Below are 11,331 nucleotides of genomic sequence, written 5' to 3' on the forward strand. Positions count from 1 at the left end.
GATCGTTAGCGCTGTCAGACTTGTCAAGACGGCGCGTCTCTGGCCTAGCTGTGCCAACCCAAAAGCACAGGACATGCCATGACCACCCCCACCGATTTCAATGATCGCCTGCTGTCGCTCGGCCTTGCGCGCGTGTCGGAAGCCGCCGCCCATGCTTCGGCCCGGCTGATCGGCCACGGCGACGAAAAGGCCGCCGACCAGGCCGCCGTGAACGCGATGCGCGAGCAGCTCAACATCCTCGACATCCGCGGCGTCGTGGTGATCGGCGAGGGCGAACGCGACGAGGCCCCGATGCTTTACATCGGCGAGGAAGTCGGCACCGGCGAAGGCCCGGCGGTGGATATCGCGCTTGACCCGCTCGAAGGCACGACGCTGACGGCGAAAGACATGCCGAACGCGCTCACCGTGATCGCGATGGCGCCGCGCGGCACGCTTCTGCACGCGCCCGATGTCTACATGGAAAAACTGGCGATCGGGCCGGGGTTCGAAAAGGACGTGGTCAGCCTCGACATGACGCCGTCCGAGCGCATCCATGCGCTGGCCAAGGCCAAGGGCTGCGCGGCGCATGACATCACCTGCTGCATCCTCGAACGTCCGCGCCACGAAGACCTGATCGCCGAGGTCCGCGCCACCGGCGCCTCGATCCGGCTGATCACCGATGGCGACGTGGCGGGGGTGATCCACTGCGCCGAACCCGACGTGACCGGCATCGACATCTACATGGGCTCGGGCGGCGCGCCGGAGGGCGTTCTGGCGGCCTCGGCGCTCAAATGCATGGGCGGGCAGATGTGGGGCAAGCTTCTGTTCCGCAACGATGACGAACGCGGGCGCGCGAAAAAGGCCGGGATCACCGATCTCGACAAGATCTATGCCCGCGACGACATGGTCCGCGCCGACGTGATCTTTGCGGCGACCGGGGTGACGAATGGCTCGATCCTGCACGGGGTGAAGCGCAACCCGAAATTCATCGAGACCGAAACGATCCTGATGCGCTCGAAAACCGGCTCGGTGCGCCGGGTGATCTATCGCAACCCGATCCGCTGACCCCCGCGGCCGTGGGGGGCTGTCTGCCCCCCACACCCCCCGAGGATATTTGCACCAAGGTGAAAGCAGATCCGTTTCACCTTGGCGGAAATATCCCGGGGGTGAATTTCCGAAGGAAAGAGGGGGCCGCGCCCCCTTCCGCCCGCCACTGGCGGGCGTTGCCTTTTTTCGCTAGAGCTGCGCCATGAGCAGTTTTCTCGATGTCGATGCCTCCCCTGACCGGGCGGCGCTGGGTCGGCCCCAGCCTTGAAGCCGATCGTCTAGCCGAAGCGATGGCGCAAGCCACCCGCCTGCCCCTGCCCTTGGCCCGGGTTCTGGTCGCCCGAGGCGTGACGCCCGAGGCGGCGGCGGGGTTTCTGGAACCGACCCTGCGCGATCTTCTGCCCGACCCGCACCGTCTGAAAGACATGGAAAAGGCCGCGGCGCGGTTTCTGCGGGCGGTGAAAACCCGCGAAAAGATCGCGATCTTTGCCGATTACGATGTCGATGGCGGCTCTTCGGCCGCGCTCCTCATCTGCTGGCTGCGCGCCTTCGGCGTCACCCCCACGCTCTACATCCCCGACCGCATCGACGAGGGCTATGGCCCCAATGTCCCCGCGATGCAGGCCCTTGGCCGCGAGCACGGGCTGATCGTCTGCGTCGATTGCGGCACGCTCAGCCACGAGCCGGTCGCCGCCGCCGCGCCGACCGATGTCGTCATCCTGGACCACCATCTGGGCGGCGAGACCCTGCCCCCCGCAGCAGCCTGCGTGAACCCGAACCGGCAGGACGAGCCGGGCGATCTGGGCCATCTTTGTGCCGCTTCGGTGGTCTTCCTGATGCTGGTCGAGGCGAACCGTCAGCTGCGCGCCGAGGGAGTCACGGGCCCCGATCTGATGGCGATGCTCGATCTTGTCGCGCTGGCGACGGTGGCCGATGTGGCGCCGCTGCTGGGCGTCAACCGGGCGCTGGTGCGGCAGGGGCTCAAGGTCATGGCCCGGCGCGAGCGGCCGGGGCTGGTGGCGCTTTCTGACGTCGCGCGGCTCGACAAGGCGCCGACGGCCTATCATCTGGGCTTTCTTCTGGGGCCGCGTGTCAATGCCGGGGGCCGGATCGGCGCCGCCGATCTGGGGGCGCGGCTTTTGGCCACCGACAGCGCCACCGAGGCTGCCGCGCTCGCCGAACGACTCGACCGGCTGAACACCGAACGGCGCGAGATCGAGAACCGCGTCCGCGATGCCGCGCTGGCGCAAGCCGAGGCGCGGGGGCTCGACGGCCCTCTCGTCTGGGCCGCGGGCGAGGGCTGGCATCCGGGCGTCGTCGGCATTGTCGCCGCCCGGCTGAAGGAAGCGACGAACCGCCCCGCCGTGGTGATCGGGCTGGAAGGCGGGATCGGCAAGGGCTCGGCGCGGTCGGTGGCGGGCGTTGATCTCGGCGCCGCGGTGCAGCGGGTGGCGGCCGAGGGGCTGCTGATCAAGGGCGGCGGGCACCGGATGGCGGCGGGTCTGACCGTGGCCGAGGCGCAGCTTGAACCCGCGATGGCGCGGCTTGCCGAGCTTCTGGCGCGGCAGGGCGCCGGGGCGGGCGGCCCGGCCGATCTGCGGCTGGACGGTCTCCTGATGCCCGGCGCCGCGACGCCCGCGCTGATCGAGGATCTTGACCGCGCCGGCCCCTATGGCCAGGCGGCGCCCTCGCCGCGCTTCGCCTTTGCCTCGATGGCGATTCTGAACGCCCGGCGGATCGGCGAAAGCCACCTGCGGCTCAGCTTCGGCGACGGGCTGGGCGCAAAGCTCGACGCGATTGCCTTTGGCGCCTTCGACGGCCCGCTGGGCCCGGCCCTTTCGGCGGGTGGCGCGGGGCGGTTCCATCTGGCGGGCAAGCTGGAGCTGGACAGCTGGGGCGGCCGGTCCAAGGTGCAGCTGCGCCTTGACGATGCCGCGCGGGCCTAGGCGGCCCGTGCCAACCGCCTGTTATCTTGACGTTTTCCACCTTTCGAGATGGCCAATGAAGAAAGTTTGGAAAAACTGCAAAATCCCTCTTGCGAGTCACCTGCGCCTGGCCTAAACACCCCCTCACGCCGCGCAGCCAAGCGCAAACGCGGCAACGGTGGCCCGTTCGTCTATCGGTTAGGACACCAGGTTTTCAACCTGGGAAGAGGGGTTCGACTCCCCTACGGGCTGCCACTTCCTCCGCTAAGATATTGGAACGCATGGGGTTTTTCCTCGTGTTTGCTAACCTCTCAGAGGGGGTTAGCAGGTTTCGGGTTGTTGGCGGTGTCTTGCAACTTCTCGAACGCGCTGTGCGCGAGCAGAACTTGATCGGCTTTCGCCGTGTAGCGACGGACTTCTGCGTCGGTCTTGTGGCCAGTGATCGCCTTGATTTCGTGATGGGTGCAGCCCGCCTCGGCCAGACGCCGGGCACAAGCCTTGCGCAGACCATGCGATGAGCAATTGGAAAGCCCTGCCTCGTTGCAACGATCCCGCATCCAGTTTCCGAAGCCTGCCACCGAGTAGGGGCGACCATATTCCGTCAGCAAGAATGTGGGGGCGTCCTTTGGCAAGTTGGCCAACGCCGCTTCCAGTGCCGGGAGGATGGGGATCATCAACGGGGTGCCGGTCTTTTGCTGACGGACCCGGATCATCCCGTTGACAACATCGCCCCACCCCATCCGGACGGCATCCGACCGCCGTTGCCCCGTGCTGAGCATCAGCATCAAGGCCAGATGCGCCTTGGTTCCGGGCGGGTGGCGCGCAATGAACTGCGCGATCTCCTCCTCGGTCCAGTCGTGATAGCCCTCCCCATCGGACTTGTAGCCCTTCATCCCCGCCATCGGGTTCGAGGGGATCATGCCGATGTCCACGGCAAAGTTCAGAAGGAGGCGCAGCCGCTTCATCAACGTGTTGGCCGCTTCCGGCGTATCGCTGAGCTTGGCCAGAATGGCGGAGGCGTGCTTGCGCGAGAACTGCGACACGGGCCAGTTTCCGTATTTCTCGCAGAACTTTTCGAGGATGACACGGTAGTTGCGCTTCGAGCTCGGGCTAAGCGTCGAGTAGAGGGCAGACCCGAGGTAGAGGCGCAGCAAGTCCCGGAAGGTGTCCTTCACCGTCGGCGTCTTGGCTTTGGCCCGCTCCAGTTTTACCCCCTCCACGGCCTTTGCATAGCCCAGCAGGAACTCGGGGCTTCCAACCGGCAGCGGCAGGGCTATGCCTTTTCCGCCCTGCGGCTTGTAATAGGCGCGGGTCTTGCCGTGCCGATCATTGTAAACGTGCAGATGCACGAATGAGACTTCACGCTTGCCCATGTCAAAGCACCGCGTCCCAAGGGTTTTCTGTAGGTGCCGCAGCGGGCTTGCCCACCTGCACCAATTCGATGGCAAAGCTGCCATCCGGAGCGACCTTGAACGCGGCAGGTTCCTTTCCCTGCCCCGTCACCAATAGCATCGCCCGCTTCGCGGCAGTGACAGAGAAGCCTTTGGGCTTCTTCGCCTCGCTGATCAGCTTCTTTGCCCATGTGAAGCTGGCTTTCTGGGATTTGGCAACCGATGACGCCTGCGGAGCAGAATTCGTCTTTTCCTCTGTCATCACCGCACCCCGTGCCCAGATGCCATGCTGGTCTTCAACAACTGCCGAAGTTCGGCGTTCATGGACCTGCCGTTCTCGGCAGCCCTGCGTTCGAGCCAACCCTTCTCGTCTTCTGTTAGTCGCAGCCTCAAGGTTTTCATGTCGCACTCTCCATTTTGCCCCACCGTGGGGCATCTGTGAGGCTATATGGATTTTGCTTGATGTCAACCCCACAGTGGGGCAATGGTGGGTCATGACGCGAGATGACCCCCCTGTTCGCATCCGACTTGGCCAAGAGTTGAAAGACCTCGTCCAAGAGGCGGCGAAGAACAATCGCCGTTCGATGAACGCTGAAATCAACGCACGTCTGGAGGAGAGCTTCGGGATCGTGCCCCAAGACGCTGCTCTTCCGCGCAGCGCCTCAGGTCAGGGCTGGATCAAGGCCGCGAAGCGAGCGGCAGCCAATGGATCACCAGACGAACGGCTGTCTGCGCTGGAAGCCGAGGTGCAGGAACTGAGGTTGGGGCTGCTGGAACTGCGACAGGCGCGTCAGAACGGCCCAGAAACGGCTTGATCGGTATTCGGAGGTGAAGGGATACCGTGACCGCAGGCCCGCTCTGCGAACCTTTGCCGTCGCGCTGTAGTTCGCGGGCTAGGTCCGGACCTGTCGCGCCTGCTCGATCTTCTCGGCCAAGACCTCGGCATCGGTGACACGCAGCAGCAGGGTATTCAGGATCGAACCCGTGCGCACCGTCACGAGACCCGGCGCGACGGTCACTTGGCTGATCTGCTCCAGCGGGATCGCCCGCACCGTCTTGCTCAATCCCGCAATAAACAGAACGTTGCGCGTCGTCACCACCGCCAGCCGCTTCTGCCATGACAGATAGGCCAAGGTGTAGGTGATCGCGGCTAGCACGCCGAAGACGATCCCGACGCCTAGAACCTCCCCGCCCTTTGCGATCAGCAGCAGGGATAGCCCAGCGAGGGGCAGAGCAAGGAGCAGGACTTGCGCGACCACGCCACCTTTGGACCATGGCGAGACATGGACAACTTCCTCACCCAGGGCGAGGGTCAAATGGGCAGGGATGGAAGGGTCTGAGGTCATGGATACACCGAATGAGAACATTTCGTTCTGTATCGTATGCCCATAACATTCATGGCGATAACGGTTTTTCCGGAACAGAACGTTCCGGATGGATATTTTTGCAAAACGACTGAAGGAGCGGGCCGCTGACCTAGGCATTTCCAACGCGCAGGCCGCCCGGCTGTGCGAGTTGGACGAGCGCCGCTATGCCAACTACGCTAACGATCAGCGCGAGCCGGACCTCATGACGCTGGCCAAGATCGCCCGCGTTCTGAACACCTCCGCCGATCACCTGCTCGGGCTGACAGACCCGCCGCCTCAGACCGCGCGGGCGCGGCTTTTGGATCGCCTGAACGTCGCCGCTGCCTCGCTGACGGACGAGGAATTGCGAACCATCGTCACACAGACCGAGGCACTTGCCATTCCGCGCCCGAAGAAAACCGGCAAGAAAATTCCGCCAATTTCAGGCGTCTAGGCGCTCCGTTCCGAAGGCCAAACCGTCACCGCGCCGAAATTCATGGAATGCTTGGCGAAGCCGTTGGCCGGAACATTGCCACCGATCAGGCACGCGACGAACCACGGGCTAAAGCCTTGTAACATCTTGGCTATCAGCAAAAAGTTTGCAATCATGCCGGAATGACGCTCATCCGGTCCAAACAACGTGTCGCCGATCACGGCGAGGTCTTCACCCCTGCGTGGATGGTGGAGGCCATGCTTGACCTTGTGAAGGGCGAAACGGAACGCATCGACGCCCGGTTTCTGGAACCTGCTTGCGGCAGCGGCAACTTCCTTGTGCCTGTTCTGAAACGCAAACTTGCGGCGGTGCAGGTGAAATTCGGGCGGTCCGACTTTGACAGGCGGCAGTATGCGCTTCTCGCGCTGATGTGTAGCTACGGGATCGAGCTGCTTGAGGACAACATCACCGAGTGCCGCGCCAACCTGCTGGAGGTGCTGGCCGACTACCTGTCGCTGACCCCCGCCGACGATCTGTATCGCGCAGCCTTTCATGTGCTGTCCGCAAACCTTGTGCATGGTGATGCCTTGACGATGAAAACGGCGGCGGGCGAACCGATCACGTTTGCGGAATGGGGCTATATCGGCAAAGGCAAATTCCAGCGGCGCGATTTCCGGCTGGATGTGCTGACCGGCGCATCATCTTTCAGCGCCGAGGGATCGCTGTTCGCGGGTCTGGGCAATCACGAGATTTTCCGGCCCACCAAGACCTACCCCCCGATGACGATCCCCGACCTTGCCAAGCTATCCGGCCCCGCGCCCGAGGTTGCTGCATGAGCGTGGCCGCCTTTACCCTGCGCGGTCGCAACCCTGATGTGCTGTCGTGCATCGCCAATCTGTCCAACGACGAAGTGTTCACCCCGCCCGAATTTGCCAACCGGATGCTGGACACGCTGGCGCAGGCTTGGGCGGCGGATCATGGCGGGGCCAGTATCTGGGCCAACCCTGATGTGACTTTTCTGGACCCCTGCACCAAGTCGGGCGTGTTCCTGCGCGAGATCGCGAAGCGGCTGATCGACGGGCTGGCGGGGCACATCCCCGACAGGCAGGCGCGGGTCGATCATATCCTGACGCGGCAGGTGTTCGGCATCAGCATCACGGAATTGACGGCCATGCTGGCACGGCGGTCGCTCTATTGCTCAAAATTCGCGAACGGCCAGCACTCGATCACACGCCAGTTCAATTCCGAGGCCGGGAACATCTGGTTTGAGAGGATCGAGCACACTTGGAAGAACGGAAAATGCACCTTCTGCGGAGCAAGCAAAGAGGCGCTGGATCGTGGAGATGACCGCGAAAGCCATGCCTATGCATTCATCCACACAGACAATATTCAGGCGCGTGTTTCTGCGCTGTTCGGAGGCAACATGCAGTTCGACGTGATCATCGGCAATCCGCCATATCAGCTTGATGACGGTGGCCACGGACAGAGCGCAGCACCGATCTATCAGCTTTTCGTTGAGAACGCCCTTAATCTGGAACCGCATTATGCCGTTTTTGTAACGCCTTCACGCTGGATGGCGGGTGGCAAAGGGTTGAACAGCTATCGTGAAAAGATGCTGGCTGACCGTCGCCTAAGGAGCATTGTCGACTACCCCAAGCTTTACGAGGGCTTTCCGGGCGTTAAAATTCGCGGCGGTATTTCATACTTCTTGTGGGACCGACAACATTCTGGACCCTGCAGCATACAAACCATCTGGGATGGAGAACCAACTGGGCCTGCCGTTTCAAGATACCTTGACGCATTCGATGTCTTGGTTCGTCGGAACGAAGCGGTCCCCATTTTGGAAAAGGTGCTTGCCAGGAATGAGCCAAAGCTTTCTCAACGAGTGTCGACTGGAAAGCCCTTTGGCTTCCGGACATTCTTCCATGGAAAATCAAACCAGAAGGGTTTGCAGAACCCTGTGAAACTTTTCGGGTCTCAGAAGATTAGTTGGGTTGCAAGGGAAGCCATTGAAGTAAATTCTCATTGGATTGATCGGTGGAAAGTGCTCATGACCGCTGTTCAGGGCACCAGCGCGGCGGTTGAAACCAAGTTTCTCAGCAAACCGATCATCGCAGAACCTGGCACCGCTTGCACCGAGACATATCTGGTGGCTGGCCATTTCGACACGAAGCAGGAAGCAAAGAACTACGCCCGGTATCTTTCAACACGGTTCGTTCGGTTTCTCGTTTCGTTGCGGAAGGCGACCCAACACGCCACCCGCGATGTCTATAGCTTCGTGCCGGACTTGCCGCTGGACAAGGCTTGGACCGATACGAAACTCTATGCGCGATATGGTCTAAGTGCCGAAGAGATTGCGTTTGTCGAGGAACAGGTAGCGGCGCAAGAAACCGACCTTTTCGACACTGCGGCGGATGATTGATGCCCAAGACCATCGACGACATTCTTGAGGTCAAGCCCAAGGCCCGCCCCCGCATCTATGCCTACAGCATCGACGATGCCGCCCATGCGGGCCTGCTCAAGGTTGGCCAGACCACCCGCGACGTGCGGGCACGGGTGAACGAACAGCTTGGCACGGCGGCGATTGCCAATTTCAAGATCGTTCTCGATGACCCCGCCGAACGCGACGATGGCAGCACCATCACCGATCACGAGGTGCGGGCGCGGTTGCGGGTCAAGGGCTTTGACAACCCCGAAAAGGAATGGATGCGCTGCAACCTTGCCGATGTGCAGACCGTCCTGACCGAGTTGCGCACGGGTCAAAAGCTGACCGGCACCCACCATCAGACCTTTCCCATGCGCCGCGAACAGCGCGAGGCCGTGGACCAGACCCACGCCTATTTCCAATCCCGCTGGGACGAGGACGAAAAGGCTGTGCCGCGTTTCCTGTGGAACGCCAAGATGCGCTACGGCAAGACCTTCACCACCTATCAGTTGGCGCGTCGGATGGGCGCGAAGCGGGTTCTGGTGCTGACCTTCAAGCCCGCCGTCGAGGATGCTTGGCGCACCGATCTGGAAAGCCATGCGGATTTCGACGGATGGCAATATCTGTCGCGAAGTTCGGGGGTGGACCGCAGCCAGATCGACGAAAGCAGGCCCGTGGTCTTCTTCGGGTCGTTTCAAGATATGCTGGGCAAGGACAAGCTGGGCAACGTCAAGGCCCGGAACGAGTGGGTTCACGCCTATAACTGGGATTTGGTGGTGTTCGACGAATACCATTTCGGCGCGTGGCGTGAGAGCGCCAAAGAGCTTTTCGAGGGCGAGGAAGAAAGCATCGAGCGCGAGGAAAGCCTTCTGGACGACCCCAAGCGCCTGACCGACCGGGTTGCCGACCTGCAAGAGCCGCTGGAGCCAGAGACCGAATTTCTGCCCATCACCACGCGGGCCTATCTCTATCTGTCGGGCACCCCGTTCAAGGCATTGAACACGGGCGAGTTCATCGAAGAGCAGATTTTCAACTGGACCTATACCGACGAACAGCGCGCCAAGGCCGAGTTTGTCGAAAAGAACCCAGGTCAGTGGAACCCCTACGGATCGCTGCCCCAAATGCGGCTTCTGACCTATCAGATGCCCGACGAATTGCTGGCCATCGCCAGCGCGGGGGAATTCTACGAGTTCGATCTGAACGAGTTCTTCGCCGCAACCGGGACTGGCGACGACGCAGAGTTCAAGCACAAGGCCCAAGTGCAGACGTGGCTAGACATCATCCGTGGCCAGCACGCGGCCCAGACGCTCGATAGCCTGAAAACCGGATCGCGCCCCCCCTTCCCCTATTCCGATGTGCGCCTGCTGCCGTATCTCCAACACTCATTCTGGTTCTTGCCCAGCGTCGCGGCCTGTCATGCCATGGCCAAGCTGCTGGCCGAGCGGCAGAATGTATTCTGGCATGACTACAAGGTGATCGTGGCGGCAGGGGCATCTGCCGGGATGGGCCTTGAGGCATTGCGCCCGGTTCGTGCGGCCATCGGCAGCGGCTATGACACCAAATCCATCACCCTGTCATGCGGCAAGCTGACAACAGGCGTGACGGTCAAGCAGTGGTCGTCGATCCTGATGCTGCGCAACCTGAAATCGCCCGAGACCTACTTTCAGGCGGCTTTCCGGGTTCAATCGCCGTGGTCGATCAAGAACCCCAACGGCGACGACCCGAACGCAGAAGACGTGCTCAAGCCCGTTTGCTTCGTCTTTGACTTCGCGCCGACCCGTGCCCTGCGACAGTTGTCAGAATACGGGATCGGCCTTTCGCCCAACAGTTCCAACCCCGAACATGCTGTCCGTGACCTCGTGTCGTTCCTGCCGGTGCTGGCCTATGACGGGGCGATCATGACGCCGCTCGATGCCGGGCAGGTTCTCGATTACGCTATGTCGGGCACCGCAGCGACGCTACTCGCCCGAAAATGGGAAAGCGCACTGCTGGTGAACGTCGACAACGACACGCTGCGCCGGATCATGGAAAATCCAGAAGCGATGGCAGCTGTCGAACGGATCGAAGGCTGGCGGGCGCTTGGCGACAACGTAATCGAGACGATCATCAACAAAAGCGAGAAGGTCAAAGAGCTTAAGGGCAAGGCGAAGTCTGGCGATCTGTCGGCCAAGGAGCAAAAAGAGCTTTCCGCCGAAGAGAAGGAATTCAAGTCCAAGCGGAAACTAGTGCAGGAAAAACTCGTCAAATTCGCGACCCGCATCCCCGCGTTCATGTATTTGACCGATTTCCGGGAAAACACGCTGCAAGACGTGATCACCAAACTAGAGCCTGATCTGTTCCTGAGCGTGACCGGCTTGACTGTGGCCGATTTTCATTTGCTGGTGCGATTTAAGGTCTTCAACACGGAACACATGAACCAAGCCGTCTTCGCCTTCCGCCGCTACGAGGATGCTTCCCTGTCCTACAGCGGGATCGACAGCCACCCCGGCCTGACGCGCTATGGCCTCTACGATACGGTTGTCGAAGTCGTCTGAGGCATTTGCCGCGCCCCTTACAACAGCACCCCCCGCCGCGTTGCCGGTGAACAGTTCACCCTCGCGGATGTAGCGGGCCACCATGGCGTCGGTGGCGTGGCCGGTCATCGCCCGGATTTTCAGGGTGGAGACCCCCCGCCTGTGCCGCCGAGGTGGCAAAGCCCGCCCGCAGGCTGTGGCCGGAGTAGCCCTCGGGGTCGATCCCCGCCGCTGCCAGCCGTTCGCGCAGAAGGACCGACACTGCGTCCCCG

At 61.9% G+C, this 11,331-nt stretch carries 12 protein-coding genes, 1 tRNA gene and 1 pseudogene; 8 read left to right on the forward strand and 6 right to left on the reverse strand.

Going from position 1 to position 11,331, the window contains the following annotated elements:
* Positions 1-78: 78 nt before the first annotated feature.
* From glpX to ACTTAG_RS15890, 3 genes and pseudogenes are all read left to right on the forward strand, one after another.
* Positions 79-1,044: a class II fructose-bisphosphatase gene (gene glpX / locus ACTTAG_RS15880; RefSeq protein WP_444463183.1), complete on the forward strand. Its 966-nt coding sequence runs from the start codon at positions 79-81 to the stop codon at positions 1,042-1,044.
* A gap of 184 nt (positions 1,045-1,228) precedes the next feature.
* A pseudogene (gene recJ / locus ACTTAG_RS15885) lies at positions 1,229-2,972 on the forward strand (single-stranded-DNA-specific exonuclease RecJ).
* Positions 2,973-3,131: 159 nt separating this feature from the next.
* Positions 3,132-3,206: transfer RNA gene (locus ACTTAG_RS15890), tRNA-Glu, on the forward strand.
* A gap of 56 nt (positions 3,207-3,262) precedes the next feature.
* Here the strand turns inward: ACTTAG_RS15890 and ACTTAG_RS15895 are convergent.
* The 3 genes from ACTTAG_RS15895 to ACTTAG_RS15905 are packed head-to-tail and all read right to left on the reverse strand — an operon-like array spanning position 3,263 to position 4,744.
* Positions 3,263-4,324: a tyrosine-type recombinase/integrase gene (locus tag ACTTAG_RS15895; protein ID WP_444463184.1), complete on the reverse strand. Its 1,062-nt coding sequence runs from the start codon at positions 4,322-4,324 to the stop codon at positions 3,263-3,265.
* 1 nt (position 4,325) lies between these two features.
* Positions 4,326-4,604 (reverse strand): hypothetical protein, encoded by a 279-nt coding sequence (locus ACTTAG_RS15900; protein WP_444463185.1) that lies wholly within the window; start codon positions 4,602-4,604, stop codon positions 4,326-4,328.
* Positions 4,604-4,744: a FitA-like ribbon-helix-helix domain-containing protein gene (locus ACTTAG_RS15905; protein WP_444463186.1), complete on the reverse strand. Its 141-nt coding sequence runs from the start codon at positions 4,742-4,744 to the stop codon at positions 4,604-4,606. Before ACTTAG_RS15905 ends, ACTTAG_RS15900 begins: the two co-directional genes overlap by 1 nt.
* Before the next feature lie 92 nt (positions 4,745-4,836).
* On the opposite strand from ACTTAG_RS15905, the gene ACTTAG_RS15910 reads away from it, so the two are divergent.
* Complete coding sequence (locus ACTTAG_RS15910) at positions 4,837-5,157, forward strand: Arc family DNA-binding protein (RefSeq protein ID WP_444463187.1); 321 nt, start codon at positions 4,837-4,839, stop codon at positions 5,155-5,157.
* 78 nt (positions 5,158-5,235) lie between these two features.
* Here ACTTAG_RS15910 and ACTTAG_RS15915 read toward each other — a convergent pair whose 3' ends face one another.
* Positions 5,236-5,688 carry a hypothetical protein gene (locus ACTTAG_RS15915; protein ID WP_444463188.1) on the reverse strand — a complete coding sequence of 151 codons (453 nt, stop codon included), beginning with the start codon at positions 5,686-5,688 and terminating at the stop codon, positions 5,236-5,238.
* An 88-nt stretch (positions 5,689-5,776) separates the two neighbouring features.
* Here ACTTAG_RS15915 and ACTTAG_RS15920 point away from each other — a divergent pair, with 88 nt between their 5' ends.
* Positions 5,777-6,142 carry a helix-turn-helix domain-containing protein gene (locus tag ACTTAG_RS15920; protein WP_444463189.1) on the forward strand — a complete coding sequence of 122 codons (366 nt, stop codon included), beginning with the start codon at positions 5,777-5,779 and terminating at the stop codon, positions 6,140-6,142.
* Here ACTTAG_RS15920 and ACTTAG_RS15925 read toward each other — a convergent pair.
* On the reverse strand, positions 6,139-6,342 hold the full coding sequence (locus ACTTAG_RS15925; RefSeq protein ID WP_444463190.1) for a hypothetical protein: 204 nt from the start codon (positions 6,340-6,342) through the stop codon (positions 6,139-6,141). The genes ACTTAG_RS15920 and ACTTAG_RS15925 overlap by 4 nt on opposite strands.
* 36 nt (positions 6,343-6,378) lie before the next feature.
* On the opposite strand from ACTTAG_RS15925, the gene ACTTAG_RS15930 reads away from it, so the two are divergent.
* Genes ACTTAG_RS15930 through ACTTAG_RS15940 form a run of 3 tightly spaced genes read left to right on the forward strand, consistent with a single transcriptional unit; the run spans position 6,379 to position 11,080 of the window.
* Positions 6,379-6,957 carry a hypothetical protein gene (locus ACTTAG_RS15930; RefSeq protein ID WP_444463191.1) on the forward strand — a complete coding sequence of 193 codons (579 nt, stop codon included), beginning with the start codon at positions 6,379-6,381 and terminating at the stop codon, positions 6,955-6,957.
* Positions 6,954-8,543, forward strand: coding sequence for an Eco57I restriction-modification methylase domain-containing protein (locus ACTTAG_RS15935; protein WP_444463192.1), 1,590 nt, complete (start codon positions 6,954-6,956; stop codon positions 8,541-8,543). Before ACTTAG_RS15930 ends, ACTTAG_RS15935 begins: the two co-directional genes overlap by 4 nt.
* A complete protein-coding gene (locus ACTTAG_RS15940) occupies positions 8,543-11,080 on the forward strand; it encodes a GIY-YIG nuclease family protein (RefSeq protein WP_444463193.1) in 2,538 nt (845 codons plus the stop codon). Before ACTTAG_RS15935 ends, ACTTAG_RS15940 begins: the two co-directional genes overlap by 1 nt.
* Positions 11,081-11,135: 55 nt before the next feature.
* Here ACTTAG_RS15940 and ACTTAG_RS15945 read toward each other — a convergent pair whose 3' ends face one another.
* Entirely contained in the window at positions 11,136-11,321 is a 186-nt protein-coding gene (locus tag ACTTAG_RS15945; protein WP_444463194.1) for a hypothetical protein, read from the reverse strand.
* Between the last annotated feature and the right edge of the window lie 10 nt (positions 11,322-11,331).

The sequence above is a fragment of the Rhodobacter capsulatus genome (assembly GCF_052363185.1).
GTDB lineage: Bacteria > Pseudomonadota > Alphaproteobacteria > Rhodobacterales > Rhodobacteraceae > Rhodobacter > Rhodobacter capsulatus_E.